Here is an 18,011-nt window from a genome sequence, read left to right on the forward strand (position 1 = left end):
GCGTGTGTTCGCCAGAGTTCGTTTGCGCCACAGAATTCATTACGTGTTCGGTTTTAAGAGGTTTGGGTCTTGATAAAAAACAATCGTCCGGCGGTCATGTTGTTGGCCATCATTGTAATCCATTTCCTTTTCAGTTCCGTCGCATTGAAGACCATCAATGCCTCAGATCCAAAGCGTCCGAATATCGTTTGGATTATCAGCGAAGACAACTCAAAACACTATTTGAACCATTTCGACAGCACGGGAACACCCACGCCCGCGATCGAGTCGCTGGCCCGCGCCGGAGTCACGTTTGATCACGCGTTTTCGTGCAGCCCGGTTTGCTCGGTTGCTCGAACGACGTTGATCACCGGTTGCTATGCACCAAGGATTGGCACGGCGTATCACCGGGCGTTCGAGCCCGCGATGATGCCAGCCGGCATTAAGATGTTTCCGGTGTATTTAAGAGACAGCGGTTATTACACGACCAACAACAGCAAGAAAGACTACAACGTCCGTCCAGGCCCAAAGGTCTGGGATGAATCATCGCGAAAGGCAAATTGGAAAAACCGTCCCTCCGATGAAACACCGTTCTTCCATGTGCAGACGATCAAGACTTCGCATGAAAGCTCGCTGCATCCTGAACACCCCGATGCTGACAAACCGCTGGTCACCGATCCCGCGTCGATAACCTTGCAGCCGTATTTTCCTGATACGCCGCTGATGCGAAAGACGGTTGCTCGGTATCACGATTTGATCACCTCAGTCGATCAACAGGTCGGCGATATTATTCAAGACTTAAAAAACGCAGGCGAGCTTGAAAATACCTTTGTGTTTTACTTTGGTGACCACGGTGGTGTGCTTCCGCGATCGAAGGGCTACGTCTTTGAATCAGGCCTGCATGTCCCGCTGGTCATCCGCATTCCTGCAAATTTCACCGACACCGTGGATCGAGAACGCGGCAGTCGCGTCGATGGCTTCGTCGAATTCGTTGATTTCGGCCCCACAACGCTGAACTTGGCAGGCATTGAAATTCCGGAACGAGTCGATGGGAAGGCTTTTTTGGGGAAGCAGATGGTTGCATCGGAGGTGGACCAGCGTGATGAAGCATTCGGGCATGCTGATCGGTTTGATGAAAAGTATGATGTGGTGCGGTCGCTGCGCGTGGGGCAATGGAAGTACATTCGCAACTTTGAACCGTTTTACCCCAATGGAATGTACAGCGAGTATCGCTACAAGATGATTGCGATGCAGCAATGGCAATCGCTTCATACCCAGGAAAAGCTGACGCCGATTCAGGATGCGTTTTTCCAGCCCAAGTTGCCCGAAGCCTTGTACGACTTGGATGCTGATCCGCATGAAACCGTCAACCTAGCCAATGATCCGGCTCACCAGCAAACTCTGTTGCGAATGCGCGATCGGCTCAACGAGCGGTTGGTCGGAATGCCTGATCTGGGCTTTGTCCCCGAAGCCTATTTGGTCGAGGACGCGATGACGGATCCAGTTACCTTTGGCAGGCGAAACCAAGACCAAATCAAGCGGTTCATCGAGACCGCAAACCTGCAATTACTGGACTGGGAAGACGCCAAGCCTAAAGTTATCACCGCAATTTATGACCAAGATCCGCTGGTTCGGCTTTGGGGCTTGGTGGCGGCGACCAGTTTTGGTGTTGAGGCGAAAGAGATTTCTAAAGACGTCGAAAAACGGTTGGTGGATCTGGAGCCGCTGGTGGTGATTCGGGCGGTTGAGTATTTCGCATCGCTGCGTAGCAAGAGCGAAACATCGCTGAAGGATCCGTTGCCGTTTCTGTATCGGTCGTTGCAGCGATCGATCAGCGAACCGGAGGCGTTGCGGGTTCTGAACACGGCTGTCTTTGTCCGCGATCATTGCGGAACCGATGGCGACGATCGATTGGACATTGATCCAAGGCAACTGCAAACACTGCCAGAAGTCGGCAAAAGCAAGTGGGTAAAAAAGCGGATCGCGTACTTGAGCCGCTCGCGATAGTTGGCGGTGGACGGCATTGGTGTTCGGCAATACCGCGATGGTCGGTATAACCCAACCAGTCCGATTCTTTATTGTGGCTAGGACTTCTTTGCTGGACTTGTTAACCGGACCCCGTCGGGATTTGTACCCCATGTTTGAGAAGCTGCCGGGATCGCATTTGATCCGCAGGCGGTTTGAACCATCTAAATGACATGGATCCCAAGCATGACAGTTGCCACCAACGACGCCGTATTCGCATCACCCGATCAGCTTTCAGAACAACTCGCTGGCCTGTCACCGGCTGATGATCACGGTCGGCTTATCGACCAGATCGATGAAACGCTTGGCTTGATTGCTGAAGCGAATGAGATCGGCCAAGGGCGATTGGCGGTCGATCATTACGACGTGACCGTCGTGGTTCCGGTCTACAACGAAGTTGAAACGCTTCCAAAGGTGCTGCAGCGAATCGAACAAGTCATGCCACCGGCGACCGAAGTCATCGTCGTTGATGACGGCAGCACCGACGGCACCCGACAATGGTTGGAAAGCCTTCCAGAAAAGGCTGGCCGAACGATCCTAACTCGACGAGCCAATCACGGAAAAGGATCTGCAGTTCGACTGGCGATTCGTCACAGCAGCGGCCGAGTCGTTGCCATCCAAGACGCAGACTTGGAATATGAACCCGCCGACTTGTTAAGAGTCATCTGGCCGATTCTTGATGGTGACGCCGAAGTCGTTTATGGATCTCGCTACCTTGGCGAAGTCACTGACGCTTCGATCGTTCACCGGTTGGGCAATTGGGCGTTGACCAAGGCCAGCAATCTGATGACCGGTTTGAAATTGACCGACATGGAAACCTGCCACAAAGCCTTTGACGGTGACATGATTCGATCGATCCAATTGCGAGAATGCCGATTCGGATTCGAGCCTGAGATCACCGCCAAAGTCGCCTCGCGTGGTGCCATCGTGATGGAAGTGCCCACGGGTTACGACAGTCGCGGTTACGACGAAGGCAAAAAGATCGGCTGGCGAGACGGTGTCGCTGCACTGGCCTGCATGTGGCACTACCGATCACGCTGATCATCGGTTGTCAGCGTAGTGGATCTTGTTAAAGATCCGGCTGGGGATGGATCTTTAACAAGATCCACTACGATTGCGGCTGGGGTTGGATCTTTAACAAGATCCACTACGATTGCGGCTTGGGATGGATCTTTAACAAGATCCACTACGATTGCGGTGACAAATCATTCGACTCTTATGCGTCTGCTTGCTATCGCTGAAACAGAATGCAAATCGGTGATGGGGCTTGCACGATATGCTGGCTGTATTGCAGCGTTCCCGAATTCTGATCAACCGAGAACGACGCGACTGTATGGGAATCTTGTCCGGCGACGACCAGCCACTTTCCATCGGGTGTCAGATTGAAATTTCGAGGCATCGCACTGCGTGAGTTCTCGATTTCGACTCGCGACAAACTACCGCTTCTTTGATTGATGCGACATACCGTAATCGTGTCATGGCCACGATTGCCGCAATACAGAAATCGACCGCTTGGATGGATGCGAATTTCTGACGCACTCTTGAAGCTCTCTTTTTCCAATGCCTTTTTAGGAACGGTCGGCAGCGTTTCCATCGGACTTAGCGTCCCCGCCTCTGGGTTCCAAATCAATTGAGTCACCGTCAGCGAAAGTTCGTTGAGCACGTAGGCCCATTTTCCATTGGGGTGAAACTTCATGTGACGCGAACCGCTTCCGGGCGGCAGTTCCACGTCTCCGTGTGGCAGCAGTTTTGCCTCGTCGTGATCAATCCGATAGATCACGACTTGATCGAGTCCCAAATCAGGCACGAACGCATACTGATTGTCCGGTGAAAAACCTACCCAATGCGGGTGAGGCGCATCCTGGCGATTGCCGACGACTCCGCTGCCACCTTTGTGCTTGACCAATTGAGTTCGGTCCTTGATCGAACCGTCTTCGTTCAGCCGGAACACGCCAACACTGCCGCCACTGTACTGTGCCGTTAACAACAGCTTGCCGGTTTGATCGATCGCCAAATGAGCCGCACCGCCGTCACCAATGGCGACCGAATTGACGAGGCTCAATTGATTCTTGGGCCGACCAATGTTGTAAGCGACGACCGAGGGTTCACCGTCGATCGGAGTCCCGATCGCATAAAGATTGTCCAGTGTCGGATGAAGAGCAAGGAACCCGGGGCCTTTCAATTCTGCTGCCAATCGAGGCTTGCTCAATTTGCCAGTGCCCAGGTTCATTTGAGCTTGATAGATTCCGCGTGACGGCGGCCGATTGCTGGTGCCGATCCAAATGTCAATCGATTCAGCGCTACAAACCTTCAAAGTATCACCCCCCAAGATCAGACAAGCAAACGTGATCACGGTCAAAATCAAACGATCCGGCATGGCCTTCGGTTCCAATGAAAAAAAGAGTCGAGTGCTGGGAGCCCTGATGATGGGAGCCCTGATATGGGAGCCCTGATGATGGTTCACTCGGGGGCGCGAAGCAAGACTGCAAAGGAATACTTCCCCGGCAAATCACTCGGCCCGCCGTCGCTCGTCACGCACATTTCCCCCTCATGCCGCACGCCGGTAGATAATCCCCGTACGATCGCGACTGTGTTGATCAATCGCGCCGGTTTTTCGCAGAACGTAGGCAATTTGCTGAGCGGATTGGCGAGATTGCCCGATCGTTTTTGCTAATTCAGCGGTGTTGAAACAGCCCGACGGGTCCGCTTGGCCCACCTTTTCGCTGCTCGGCAACAGGGACAACAAATCCGCTGCGATGTTCAGTTCGAGCGTGGCTTCGGTTGATTCCCAAATCACATCTTTGACACGGTAATCTTTGTGCCAAAATCGGCGTCTCTTTTTTCGGCTGGGCACGCGAATTTGTTCGACGTGAATCAATGGCACCTCGATCGTCAAATTCGGATGCGGGAATACTCGCGTGAAGTAAATCAATTCATCAAACAAATCGATCGCACTGCCACGTTTCGGGCTCAGGCGACGCGATTTGGTTTTCCCGTTTTCACTCGTCAAACGATTAATGCGAGTGCGAATGATGACCGGCTTCACCACGCGAAGTTGATGTCGCTTCAGCAGATTTTGACACTTGTCGCGAATCGCAGACAATGACGCGCATTGAACTTCGATCAGTTCGTCCCCACGAACGGCATCGATACGGTACCGGCCCAACTGCACTTCTGTCTGCGCGGCCTCGCCAGCGTAGTGAAGTTTCAATTGTTGATGTAGCGTGGTTTCCATCGTTTCGTTTCGATACCCGTGCTTTCTTCAATTCTCTTGGCCCGCCGGGCTATCGAGTAGCGCTGGCTTCAAAACTTACGCGCTCGGGTTGGGAGATTGTGAGCTTGTTTCGTGACCGTTTCTAAAGTCCGAAGTCTTTAATCGTCGTCAACGTCACCAATTCGATGCCCACCGCTGCAAACGCTTCTTCACCGCCGGCGAGTCGATCGATGATCGCAATGACCGTGTCGACTTCCAAGCCAAATTTGCGTGCGGCTTCGACCGCTTTGATCGCGCTGCCGCCGCTGGTGATCACGTCTTCGACAATCACCACTTTATCGCCGGGCTTCACGGGGCCTTCGACTTGCTTTCCGGTGCCATGGCCCTTGGGTTCCTTGCGAACCATGAACCCCTTCAAAGGCAAATCTTGCTGACCGGCGATCGTCACAATCGAAGCGGTGATGGGATCGGCACCGATCGCCATGCCGCCAACGGCCGCTGGTAATTCGCCACGCGATTGAATCAGTTCAAGCATTCCCTGAGCGATCAAATTTGCGCCTTTGGGATGCAGCGTCAGGTTGCGACAATCAAGGTAGTAGGATGCCTTGGCACCGCTGGCGAGAGTGAAATCGCCGAGCTGGAGAGCTTCGCTACGAAGCAGTTCGATCAGTTGATCACGTTGGTACATGGAGATTTGCGAGCTGTAGTTTTGGAAGAAGTGCGGGAACAAGCGATTCGGAAGAAACGAGGCTTCCACCGTTTCCTAGAACCTAACACTTCATCTCGCTGACCTAAATCCTACTTGTTCGTCGCCGCCTCCACTTGATCGTTTTACTTGATCGTGACGGTGGAACCATGCGACAGAATGCCGTAAAGGTCATCCGCGTAGTCCGACGACAAACTGATGCAGCCCTTGCTATCCGGCGTCGTTGTATTGGGGCTGCCGTGGATGCACAGATTACCACCCAAATCAATCCAGGCACCACCGTACGGATTGCCAGGACTACCCGGTGGCAAAGCGGATCCCGAAGCGTCGTAAAACACCTTTGATGTTTGCTTGTCTTGCACGGTGTAAGTTCCCGGCTTGGGTGCAGGATCGTTGCCGACACCGATCGGAAAACGACCCGCATAAAGATCGCCCAGGAACAACGTCAACTCGCGAAGCTTCAAATCAACTTCGGCGCGGAAAGGACCGCGAACGACTTTCAATTCAGTGCCGGGCAGGACTGCGATCGGATCGCGAACTTGGTTGATGTTGGCGAGCAACTGCCAAGGGACTTCGTACCGCTGAGCAATTTTGACGAGCGTTTCATCGGACATCACGCGGTGAGGTCGTTCTAGCAAATGGTTGCCAGAGTAAATCACTGCGGCGGCCAAGGGGTCCAAGCGAGAGAGCAAGTCGCTTCGCTGTTCGCCGGACAAGTTAGGCGTGCTGTAGAAAATGCTGAGCGTCGATAGAGCTTCTTTGAGTTGATCTTTTGCGTATTGGGCGTCAGCCGTGCGGATTGCATTGTCCAGCCCGACGTTGGTGCCTGCATCAAGCCCCAGACTGTTTCCGATAGCCGATACTTGGGCAACGTTGTCGTCGCTGATTCCTGATGGCCGCTGTTGCGATCCGTTGGACATCAACGAGTTTGCGGCGGACGGCGTAAGCTGTGACGGATCAAGTTGCGACGGATCGGGCATTTGGAAGGTCCGTCCCGTCGTTTGATAACCCGTCATCGGATCAACGCTGGTGCTGATTTGCGGAGCGGCCGGGAAATCGGTGGTTTGCGGAACACGATCGGTCAGTGTTGTCGTGAAGCCTGGATCGGCGCTGGCGATCTGAGCGATCGGTGCGTTGCCGGCGGCGGCAACGGAAGTGTCGGTCGGGCTCTGTGCGAAACCGGAATCAGAATTGCCTGTGTTGTTTGCAAAACCAGAATCGCTTGGCATTGCGATGCCAATTTGATCGGTTGCCAATCCACCATTGCCAGCAGCACCAAACGCGACATCGCTGGAATCACCAAAATCGGTGCTGGCGGTGCCGGTATTGATTTCCAGGTCACCCAATGACGGCGGCAATGCGGATTCCAGGGGAAACTCACCTGTTTGATCCATCACAATCATGTCAGCGACATCGGGCGGCAAAGATTCCGGCGGCGTCGTCAACGACACCCACGCACCATAAACCACTGACATCAATAACACGACGATAGCAGCCGTTTTGATCGTTTGCACAACAGTCCTCCGTGACAAAATCGCGAGCGAAATAATCGGTCGCCCCGCGCAGCCGCCTGGGCAATCCATGCCAAGCGTGGGCACACCTTAGCGAAGCCTGCCGCCTCAATGCCAGATCACTTTCGTAGCAGCCAAAAATTGGATCGCCAGCAAGTAGCAAGTAGCAAGTAGGCCGTAGCGAGCCATAGCGAGTTACGGCGGTGCGCAAATTGCCGTAACTCGCTACAACAAATTCCCTTGATCGCCAACAAGTAGGCCGTAGCGAGCCACAGCGAGTTACGGCGGTGCGCGAATTGCCGTAACTCGCTATGGCTCGCTACGGCCTACTTTTAGGGGGACACACCGGATTTGTTGGGGTGCTACAAGTTCACTCAGCTACAGCAAATCCGCCGCTGACTGGCACATCGATTTCGCCTGTTCTTCGCTTTCCGCTTCCGCGATCAATCGCACGATCGGTTCAGTATTACTGCCTCGCACCAACAACCAGCGATCATCCCACGCCAAACGCAGCCCATCGCCGGTTTGCGCCTTCGCTTCGGGATACTTGGCAATCAATGCTTCAAATAATGCCGGCAAACGATCTGGCGTGACCGACGCTTTTGCTTTGTGGATATGCAGTTTCGGGATCGCCGCGGCTAATTCTGAAACCGATTGCCCGGTGGCTGTCATCAGGTCCAGAATCTGAGCCATCCCGACGAAACTGTCGCGAACGTAGCCGACACGCGGGTCAATGGGGCCGCCATTACCTTCGCCGCCGTAGGCAGCTTTCTTGTCGATCATCATGTCGGCCACATTCGCTTCACCGACCGCGCTTCGGTGACACGGCACACCCGCCGCAGCGGCCAAACGTTCGCTCATCCCGCTGGTCGCACCGTTGATCACGATCGGGCCGAGAGTTTCTGGTTTGGAAAGAGCATGAACCACACACATCGCTAACGTGTATTCTTCGCCGATGTAATTCCCTTGCTCGTCCACCAAAGCCAAACGGTCAGCGTCTGGATCTTGGCAAAACCCGACCACGCATTTCTCTTTGCGAACACGATCGGCAATGCCTGTCAAATTTTCAGCCGTGGGTTCGGGCACATGAGCAAAGTTGCCGTCGGGCGTGTCACCCACGGCAACCACTTCGCAGCCAAGCGATTCTAAAAGCCGGACGCCAAGCAAACTGCCGGCACCATGATTGCTGTCGATCAACACTCGATGACCGGCCGCGCGAATCGCGATCGTGTCAACGGTTTCAAGCACCTTTTGCAAATGAGGCGAATGCGGATCGGAGTCCTCGGTGACGAGCCCGATCTGATCAAACGGCGTGTAAGCATTTTCGCCAGCCAGATAAGCGTCGCGCACCTTGGCACCCGTCACTCCGTCGAGCACCCGACCGGTGCTGCCGAACAACTTGATGCCGTTGTAGGGCGGCGGATTGTGGCTGGCAGAAATTTGCACCGCACCGGCTGCCCCGCGTTGGTTGACCAACACACCGATCGTCGGCGTCGCCGCCACATCGACATCGATACAGGTTCGACCACAAGCTGACAACGATGCAATGATCGCACGACTGAGCATCGGCCCGCTGCTGCGACCGTCTCGCCCGACAATGATCGGCCCCGCGGGCAATTGAGCTGCAAAGGCGGCAACAAATCGAACCGCGACTTCCGGAGTCAACGTTTCCCCGACGATGCCGCGTAATCCGCTGACGCTGATGATCAATTCACTCATGCAAGAATCCAAACTACGAAAATAGAAGTGCTGCATCGACGTGTTTTGATCGATGCTAAAAACGCAAATTGCCGTCCGAGTAGTCTAATGCACACCCGTTCCCAGACCACCGTGGCAGCAAATACAATCCGTTTCCCTAACCCCAATAAAACGATCGGTTATCGATAGTCGCCTTTCGCTCCGCGAAAGTTGCGCTGGCGTACTTTCGCGGAGCGAAAGGCGACTATTGATAAACGCCCGAAACCCTCAACTTGCATTCTCCTCGTCGGTCCTCGCCATGAGCAACACTGATTCCAACCAAACTTCCGCCCAACCTTCGATCGAAGCCGTCAAGAAAGCCGCTGCCGAGGGACTGATCAGCAGCACTGCGGCGGAAAACATTAACGCTTGGTTGACCGAAGACCGTTACGCTTTGTACCGCGACGAAGTGATCGCCCACATCCAAGACGGCAAGTGGCAGAAGCTGGACGATGTTTACTGGACCATCATTCCGTTCGGCACCGGCGGTCGCCGAGGACGGATGTACCCGATCGGATCCAACGCGATCAATGACCGTACGATTGGCGAAAGTGCTCAGGGGCTTGCCGATTATGTCGTCCAATATCACGGCGGCAAAAAAGATCTGTCGTGTGCGATCGCCTACGACACTCGGCACAAGTCGCGTCACTTTACTGAACTTTGTGCTGGCATCATGGTTGCCGCTGGCATCAAGGTTTACTTGCTAGACGATTACCGAGCGACGCCGCAGTTGTCGTTTGCTGTTCGTCACAAAAATTGCGATTGTGGGATCATGGTCACGGCCAGCCACAATCCGCCCAGCGATAATGCGGTAAAGGTTTACTGGTCCAGCGGTGCACAGGTTTTGCCACCCCACGATATCGCGATCATCGACAAGGTGATGAGCTGTCAACAAATCAAAGCGACACCGTTCGACGAAGCAGTCGCGGCGGGCATGGTCGAAGTCGTCACCGATGAAATTGACCAAGCCTACTTTGATGCAGCATCGAAGTGTTCGTTCGATGGACCGCGCGACGTCAAAGTTCTGTACTCGCCTCTGCATGGCGTCGGTGCAGCCGCGGTGATTCCACTGGCTGAAAAAGTTGGTTTCAAGGACATCGAAGTTTATGGTCCGCACAGTGAACCCAACGGCGATTTCCCCAACGTTCCCGGTCACGTCTCGAATCCAGAAAACAGCGTTCTCTTTGAAGCTCCGATCAAGCACGCTCAACAAACGGGTGCAAACCTGGTTCTGGCGACTGACCCCGACTGCGATCGTATCGGCGTCGCTGCGCCGATGACGTTGGATCCCGCTGGCGATTGGCGAACCTTTAACGGCAACGAAATTGGTGCAATTTTAGCCGAGTACGTTTTGAGTAAGCGTTCGGCTGCTGGCACGCTGACGCCAGATTCCTACATCATCAAAACGTTGGTCACGACCGAGCTGACTCGGCGGATCGCGGAAAGTTACAACGTTCGCTGCGAAGGCGATTTGCTGGTCGGGTTCAAGCACATTGCCGATGTGATGGACCGCGTCGGTGCAGACGACTTTGTCTACGGAACCGAGGAATCACACGGCTATTTGGTCGGCCAATACTGCCGCGACAAAGACGGCGCGGTGGCAAGCATGTTGATGTGTGAATTGGCGGCCCAGTTGAAGGCTGATGGCAAGTCGATGCACGATTATCTTTGCGACCTGCATCGGAAACACGGCTATCACCGCGAAACGTTGATCAACTTGATCATGGAAGGCAGTGAAGGCATGGCGGCGATGCAGCGGTTGATGAAATCGTTTCGCACGACGCCGCCGGAATCGCTTGCGGGAGTCAAGATCGCCAAGATTCGCGATTACTCGATCGCGACGACGACGACGGTTTCCACAGGCCAAAGCGAAAAGCTGGAAGGCCCGGATGGAAATCTGATCATCATGGATTTAGACGAACCCGGCAACTACGTCGCGGTCCGACCCAGCGGCACCGAGCCAAAGATCAAGCTGTACGTTTTCACCAGGTTGTCACCGGATCAATCGGTTGATTTGGATCAAGCCACCGCGACGTTAAAGGTCCGCATGGAGGAACTGGAAAAAGACGTGCGAGCGTACGCGAAGGTGAATTGCTAAGGCACAAGCGTAGGCCGGAACAAGCCGCTTCGGCGCAGTTCCGGCAATCCGACACCATCCAATGCAATTGCCGGAACTGCGCCGAAGCGGCTTGTTCCGGCCTACGTCAATGCTTAATAACCGCCGCGGTCACCTCGGTTTGAGCCGCTGCCTCCAAAGCCACCGCCTCCGCCGTAGCCTCCACCGCCCCGATTCCCTCCACCACGATTTCCACCACCGCTGCGTGGTTCACGTGGTCTTGCTTCGTTGACGGTCACGGCGCGTCCGGCTATTTCTTTGCCGTTGATGTTTTCGATTGCCTCTTCGGCACCATCGGACATTTCGACGAACGCAAATCCGCGTGATCGTCCTGTTTCTTTGTCGGTGATGATGTTGATCGACGTGATCTTTCCGAACTCTTCGAATGCGGTACGGATGTCATCGTCGGTGGCGTTGAAGGAAAGATTTCCTACGTAGATATTCGTCACAACACTAACCCTGCGAACGATTGCCGACGGAACAAATCGTCCCTCGCCTCGCTCGTAACCGCGAACAGAAAACGATTCCATTCGCACGAAAACATGCAGGCCGGCAACCACAACTGATTGCTAGGAGAGCAAAAAGATTGGTCCGGGTCAAATATTTTCGCCTCAGCGATCAGGGCAGATCAGGCTTCGGCGTGCTAATTTCTCGTGAGCCGCTGGCCGTAAGGCCTCGGGCATTTCCTTGGGCCCGGCCGCTTACGCGTCGCGGCTCACATGCGAAATTTAAGAACCGATTTTCAGCACGCGTCAGCGGCTAATGACTCGATGGCATGCGTGTGCTGGCGGGGATCGCCTGGGTTGGGAAACCGCCGATTCGCCGCGGCCGGATGTCGGATGGTGGCGAATCAGGGTTGGGAGCTAAGTCCATCCACTTGGTTTCGCCTGACGCAATCCGATCCGTTGGTGAAGCAATGTCCACTGCCGGAATCGCTTGGCGATCTTCACCACGGCGACGAGTGATGGTCGTGGTCGCCAATCCGGTTCGCGATGCACCCGACTCGGTTGCCTTGAGGTAACGCTGATATTCGGGTGAGAACTGAGCGAATTGCTGCTCCGCTGTTTCAGGTTGTTTTGCACCGGGAAGCTGAATCGTTGCTGGAATTCCTTGCACGACCTCACCGCCAACTGTTTTGAAAGAGGCAACGAGCGATATTTTTCGTTGTTCTCCCCCAACGGCATCCCAGGGAATCCAAACGCTGTACGACGCCCCCAGGTCGGACTGGCTGAAGTGACGGGTGAACTGTTCAGGGGTGAACTCAAACCTTTTCATCTTCCGTTGTTCTGACTGTTCTTCATCATCAAAGCCGTGGACAACCAAGGTTCCATCGACGGGGACAGGTTGCGATTTTTCGTTGTAGAAAAAGATTCGCCCACCAAATCCACGCGTGGGCGTACGACCAGTTTGTATCAGCGTGTCGGGCGTCCATGTGGCAGCCATCTTCTTAGGATTCGGGTAGGGCTCGGGTGCCTGGTCAGCTTTCTTTTTCCCGATCAAAGGCAGACGCTCCAGCAGGCTTGGTTGCTCGCCATTGGGTTTCGCTAATTCCTTTTTACCCCAGGTCGCGCATCCGCCTGTGCAAACGACAATGGCCAGAATGACGATCGCTGGTTTGCAGAAACCAGTGTTTTGGGTTAGAGATTCTGTCATGACTTTAACTTAATGTCGTTTGTTTACAAACTTCGGCGATGATGTCACTCGGACTTTGGTGCGGTGCCAATGCCGTTATCTTTAACCATATCCAACCAACTGACCTGGGACATTGGTGAGGAAAGTTTTGTGTCATCCAGAATCGGTGAACGCACCGACGCTGGCTTGATGTTAGGCATCTGAGTTGGCGTCGACGATGGATTGCGAATATCGCTGGTGGGATAAGGCATGACGGGATTACCAACCGGCGGTGCTGGATTCGGTGTAAAGCCAGGCACGATTTGACCAGGAATTGGATTCACTGGAATTGGACTATACGGCGAAGATTCGTACGGAATTCCATCTTCTAAGATCATTGCTTCTGAACCATCGATGGAGTATCCGCTGCTGTCGCGGTAGCGCAAATTGCCAATGTCACTGCTTGGCGGGCACGAATCAACTGACAGATCATCACTCATGATGATGTCGTCAACGGTGGGCTGGATGTCGGGATAAATGGTTTGACCGATGGCTGGCCCCCAAAGTCCATAACCACCGTTCAATCCGACATCGCCATGCATCTCGACAACATCTGCTAGACACCAACTCATGCGGCTCGATTCAGTTTGCTTGACATATTCAAGATCCTCGTCACCGGTGACCAACATAGGGGTCATGATGATCAGAGTTTCGCTGCGCAATTCTGTTTCGCGATCAAATTTAAAGAAGGTACCTATCAACGGGATCTCGGAAACGAATGGAACCCGACGGCTGATATTAGTTCTTTCTTTCTGAATGAGTCCACCGAAGATTACCGTTTGTCCGCTGTAGGCTGCGACGACACTTTGTGCGGTGGTTTCAAGAATGTCATCGATCGTGATAAAACCAAGATCACCTGCAACCGGAATTTGAGTTCCTTGGCTCGTGTCACGCTGCGAACGCGTGGCATCGATGTCCATTACGATCAAACCATCGGCTCCAACACGCGGTCGCACCTCTAGAATTAGACCGATGGGAATATCCTCGGTGACCACTTGAGTCCCAGAGATGCCGTTGTTCAGAATGTCTGTTACTCGAGCGATCGTACGACCGACTTGAACTCGAGCCAGTGTGTTGTCCAGCGTCATAATTTGTGGACGACTTAAGATTTGTAATCGGTTGGCCGTTTGCAAGGTCCGAAGCAGTAGGCTAACAGAGTCGCTTGCGGCGCTGAGTACAAACCCGCCTGGTCCTCCACCGGCCGCAGTTGTGCCGACACCCAAACTGCTGATGCCCGTCGCCGCAACGGTTCCACGTGCGAACTGATTTGCGTTGGCTACTCCGGCATTGTTGAAATTGAAGCCAGGGGTGCTGGGCGTTCCCAAAGCAGCGGAAGTGATACCGCGGTCGTAAACCAACGAATCCTGCAAGCCGAATTCGCCACCAATTTCAAAAGTATCACCCAGCGAAACTTCCGCCAAAACAACTTTGATTAGCACCATCGGCGGACGTCGGTCTAAGCGATCAATCAATCGCCGAACATCTTCATACAAACGCGGTGCGACGCTCAACAGCAAGCTGTTGGTGACCGGTTCGGCAACCACGATCAAATCGCGGTCGGGCAAGTCATACGGGCCGAGGCCTTGTTGGAATTGTTGAATCGTGTTGACGGTCTGCGTGCGTTGTTGAACGTAGGTTTGCAGTGCGGTGGCGATGTCACCGGCGGTTTGGTGCCGCAACCAGATGACTTCGGTGATACGCTCGGCGAATCCTTGGCTGTCCAGACGCAACAGGATGCTTTCGACGACTTCCAAGTCTTCGGCGCTGCCGCTGGCGATGATCGAATTGGTCCGTTGGTCGGTGCTAAAACGCAGCGGGACCAACGAGCTTTCGGCTGAACTAGTTGATGGTGGCAGCGCCGCTAGGTTGCCCGATCCTACGCTGGTGCCACCACTGGCGGCGTCATCACCGAACAGGTCGACCAATGCAGTCGTCAATTGCAACGCATCGCCGTTTTCAATCGTGAACACTTTGACCAGCGAATCGATGTTGGGTGATTGGTCTAGTTGACGAATCAGTTCCGCGATCAACGGCATGCTGGCGGCGGTGGCTCGCACGACCAACGCATTGCCTGTACTATCCGCCGTCACGGTTGCACCCGCCAAGATTCCCGAATCAAGCATTTGCCCATCGGGTGAATTCAGGTTGACGATCGATAGCGAAGTCGATGGGTTGGTCAGGTTGGAATCGTCGCTGTCGTTGCCGGTGATGGCATCTTCGATGACCGTTGCCAGGTCTTCCGCCAACGCGTTGTTGAGTGGGAAGACTTTGATTTGAGTTTGGGCAGACGTGCTTTGAATATCAAGCTCGCCAATCAAGCGGCTTACCTCTTCCATGTCACGTGGACTGGCACTGATGATCAGAGAATTAGTTCGATAGTCGGCAAGCACTCGAACTCGGCTTCCCAATCCTGGACGCAAATCATCGTCTTCGCCTGGTTGATTGGTAAAGAAATCGCGGATGGTTTGCTCTGCATCCAAAGCGGACGCGTGTTGCAGACGAAAGATTCGCAATCGGTCAGATTCGGGCAGCGGTTGGTCGATCTTTTGAATCAGTTCCAGCAGGCTCTTGATCGCTTCGGCGCGACCGATCAGCAGCAACGCGTTGGGCGCGTCCAGCGACGTAATGCTGACTTCCCCCTGGCGTGCGGAAAGCACGTCTTCGTAAAGCTGCTTTAGCAGCGTGGCGACCGCGTTGGAATCGGCGTGCTGCAGTTGAACGACTTCGACACCGGGTTTGGTGACTTCGCTCTGCTTTTCGATTTCCTTGATCACGTCCATCACACGTTGAACGTCTCGCTTGGCACCCTTGATGATGATCGTTCCCAATTCGGGAACGAATTCAATTTGAGTGTCACCGATCACGCCCGATCCACTTTCTGCGCCGTCTTCGTTGCTGTCCTGGTCAGCTTCGTTTTGATCGGGATTCGGAGCAGGCAATTCGGCATCTTGAAATGCAACGGTTTGAATGGGTGACGTGCGTTGATTGCTGACGCGAGTGTTGTTGGATCGCTTGGGAGCGTTCTTCTTTTCTAGCTTGCCCAGCAATCGGATTGCCCGTTGGATTGGGGCGGGTTCCGCGTTTCGCAGTCGCAGGACTGTCGTGACTTGGTCGCCGATTGGGTTTGCTGGCGCATCGAGAGTCTGGATCACTTTTTTCCAGCCGTTGATCATCGTCGCACTCGACTGAACTCGGACCACGCCCGTGTTTCGATTGACTTCCACGGTCGATCCCATCATCGGGGCGGTCGTCAGACGAAATGCGGCGACTTGCCCGCCGCGAACTCGCAAAACCGACGCCGGTGCAAGCGATAGTTTTTGGAATTCACGCTCGAACGCTTGCCAGTTCAAATGACGAAGTCGATGCGAAAATTCGTCGTTCGCTTGCCCGGTCTGCTTTGCTTGGCTGTCGATTTCCAGCAATTCGTTGACTTGTTTGGCGATCGTTTGTTGAATCGACGGCGGTGCCATCACGATCAAACGATCTTCGCGAGCGTCGAAAGAGATCTGGACGTCGGACTGGCCTCGGTACTGCAAACCCAGCCGCGTTGCGACCAAAGCAGCCTGGCCGATCGGCAAGTTGATGGTTCGCAACTCGGAACCATTGGGATCAGGTCCATTGGGCACGTTGCTGGATTGACCGTTGCTAATTCCGCATAGCATCATCATGCAGATCACAAGCGAAGCTGCCAAACGCTTGACGATGGAATCGACGAATCCCATGGAGATCCGGGATCGTTTGCAAATAGATCGGCTGAGGTGGTTTTTCATACAAGCCATCGTGCGTTTTTCGCTGAAACCGGGGTGCCGAGATCATGCAGCGGCTATCGGCAATCGCCGTCCGCCTGCGCATCGGAATAACCCTATCGATCGATTTCATCGTCAAAGTCGGCACAACTGCTGAAGTTCGATTTCCGCCAGAAGGGTGATTTAGGTCTTTCGACGATTTGGAAAGTTTTGCTAAAGCTTCAGGGAATCAAGTTTGCAAACACCAGATTTCGTTATTCGACCGATGGATTGATCGGACATGCGCCACCCAAGTTTCACGCTGCTATCACTTGCAGCTATCGTTTTCGTCGCCAGTGGTTGCCGCCAAACCAATGGCACGACCACGGGTCCATTGACGCCATTGGGCGGTCTTTCGCCGGTGACTCCTGGCCAGGCACCGATTTTGGGCCCGTTTGGCGGAGCGACTCGAGTGACCCCGCCACCAACCGGTTCATTCAGTCCAGCGGGAACGCTTGGGACGATCGCACCGGCACCGGGTTACGGACCGCCAGCGAATTACGCTCCTCAGGTGAATGCCGGTGCTTTCAACCAACCGATTGGTTCAGGCGTGCAACCGGTCAGCGGGTTCGACCAGCCGGCGATCAATCAGCATGCAAGCTGGACCGAAACAGGAACGACCATTGCGTCTGGCGGATCGCCCCAAGCCCGCGACCCAAGAGCGGGCGGGATGCAGATCATCGATTTGACGAGGGCACCTGATCCACCAAATTACCGGCCACCGAACTACCGGCCACCTGCTTTTCAATCGCCGCAGGTCAATTCCGGCGCTTCGCCGATCATCAGTCCAAGCATGATGCCAGCGAACCCAAGCTACCAATCGCCTCAACAATTGTTGCAGCCAATGGATCGGTCCAGTTTATCGGCCGCTCCCTTCCCAACGACATCGCCGCAATTCGAGAGCCGCAATCCGATCGTGGGTGGCACACTTGCGCCGCTTCCCAGATCGCAACAGCCCCGCTTGCAACAGGACAGCGCATCAACCGCGAGGCTGTCGAGCCCACCGGCCGACAGCAGTTTAAATTGGCGTCGTCCGGGCACGCAGTTCTAGTTGTCAATTGAAGTGAGCCGCGACGCGTAAGCGGCCGGGCCTACCGCGCGGCCGGGCCTATCGCATTGCCCGGTGACCCCAAAGAGTTGAACCCAAAGAGTGCCTTACGGTGGGCTGATGAAAATGCGGTGGGTGATGTTTTTCGCGAACCAGTCGAACATTGCAAATTGCAAAATGAACATTGCAAATTGAAAATTCTTGGGAAGCGGTATTTGC

At 54.4% G+C, this 18,011-nt stretch carries 12 protein-coding genes; 4 read left to right on the forward strand and 8 right to left on the reverse strand.

Features of this window, described 5'->3' with window-relative positions; genetic code table 11:
• The first annotated feature begins 69 nt into the window (after positions 1 to 69).
• Together RC85_RS02585 and RC85_RS02590 are read left to right on the forward strand one after the other, a co-directional pair.
• Positions 70 to 1,986 (forward strand): sulfatase-like hydrolase/transferase, encoded by a 1,917-nt coding sequence (locus tag RC85_RS02585; protein ID WP_149753041.1) that lies wholly within the window; start codon positions 70 to 72, stop codon positions 1,984 to 1,986.
• A 204-nt stretch (positions 1,987 to 2,190) separates the two neighbouring features.
• Positions 2,191 to 3,045 carry a glycosyltransferase family 2 protein gene (locus tag RC85_RS02590; RefSeq protein ID WP_084422290.1) on the forward strand — a complete coding sequence of 285 codons (855 nt, stop codon included), beginning with the start codon at positions 2,191 to 2,193 and terminating at the stop codon, positions 3,043 to 3,045.
• A gap of 190 nt (positions 3,046 to 3,235) precedes the next feature.
• Here the strand turns inward: RC85_RS02590 and RC85_RS02595 are convergent, their stop codons facing one another.
• The 5 genes from RC85_RS02595 to glmM form a co-directional block, all read right to left on the reverse strand.
• A complete protein-coding gene (locus tag RC85_RS02595) occupies positions 3,236 to 4,381 on the reverse strand; it encodes a lactonase family protein (RefSeq protein ID WP_084422291.1) in 1,146 nt (381 codons plus the stop codon).
• Between the two features lie 171 nt (positions 4,382 to 4,552).
• Complete coding sequence (locus tag RC85_RS02600; protein ID WP_068258353.1) at positions 4,553 to 5,239, reverse strand: DUF8091 domain-containing protein; 687 nt, start codon at positions 5,237 to 5,239, stop codon at positions 4,553 to 4,555.
• A gap of 121 nt (positions 5,240 to 5,360) precedes the next feature.
• A complete protein-coding gene (gene pyrE / locus RC85_RS02605; RefSeq protein ID WP_084422297.1) occupies positions 5,361 to 5,906 on the reverse strand; it encodes an orotate phosphoribosyltransferase in 546 nt (181 codons plus the stop codon).
• Between the two features lie 143 nt (positions 5,907 to 6,049).
• Complete coding sequence (locus RC85_RS02610) at positions 6,050 to 7,438, reverse strand: L,D-transpeptidase family protein (RefSeq protein ID WP_235033471.1); 1,389 nt, start codon at positions 7,436 to 7,438, stop codon at positions 6,050 to 6,052.
• A 375-nt stretch (positions 7,439 to 7,813) separates the two neighbouring features.
• A complete protein-coding gene (glmM, locus tag RC85_RS02615) occupies positions 7,814 to 9,154 on the reverse strand; it encodes a phosphoglucosamine mutase (RefSeq protein ID WP_068258389.1) in 1,341 nt (446 codons plus the stop codon).
• 277 nt (positions 9,155 to 9,431) lie between these two features.
• Between glmM and RC85_RS02620 the strand changes: the two genes are divergently transcribed.
• On the forward strand, positions 9,432 to 11,270 hold the full coding sequence (locus RC85_RS02620; protein WP_068258355.1) for a phospho-sugar mutase: 1,839 nt from the start codon (positions 9,432 to 9,434) through the stop codon (positions 11,268 to 11,270).
• A gap of 113 nt (positions 11,271 to 11,383) precedes the next feature.
• On the opposite strand, the gene RC85_RS02625 is transcribed toward RC85_RS02620, so the two are convergent.
• The 3 genes from RC85_RS02625 to RC85_RS02635 form a co-directional block, all read right to left on the reverse strand.
• On the reverse strand, positions 11,384 to 11,818 hold the full coding sequence (locus RC85_RS02625; RefSeq protein WP_084422298.1) for an RNA recognition motif domain-containing protein: 435 nt from the start codon (positions 11,816 to 11,818) through the stop codon (positions 11,384 to 11,386).
• 229 nt (positions 11,819 to 12,047) lie between these two features.
• A complete protein-coding gene (locus tag RC85_RS02630) occupies positions 12,048 to 12,941 on the reverse strand; it encodes a hypothetical protein (protein ID WP_149753040.1) in 894 nt (297 codons plus the stop codon).
• A 44-nt stretch (positions 12,942 to 12,985) separates the two neighbouring features.
• Positions 12,986 to 16,738 (reverse strand): secretin N-terminal domain-containing protein, encoded by a 3,753-nt coding sequence (locus RC85_RS02635; RefSeq protein WP_238383085.1) that lies wholly within the window; start codon positions 16,736 to 16,738, stop codon positions 12,986 to 12,988.
• Between the two features lie 247 nt (positions 16,739 to 16,985).
• Here RC85_RS02635 and RC85_RS02640 point away from each other — a divergent pair, with 247 nt between their 5' ends.
• Positions 16,986 to 17,795, forward strand: a complete 810-nt coding sequence (locus RC85_RS02640) for a hypothetical protein (RefSeq protein ID WP_068258357.1) — start codon at positions 16,986 to 16,988, stop codon at positions 17,793 to 17,795.
• The last annotated feature ends 216 nt before the right edge of the window (positions 17,796 to 18,011 follow it).

This window comes from Rubripirellula obstinata, assembly GCF_001642955.1.
GTDB lineage: Bacteria > Planctomycetota > Planctomycetia > Pirellulales > Pirellulaceae > Rubripirellula > Rubripirellula obstinata.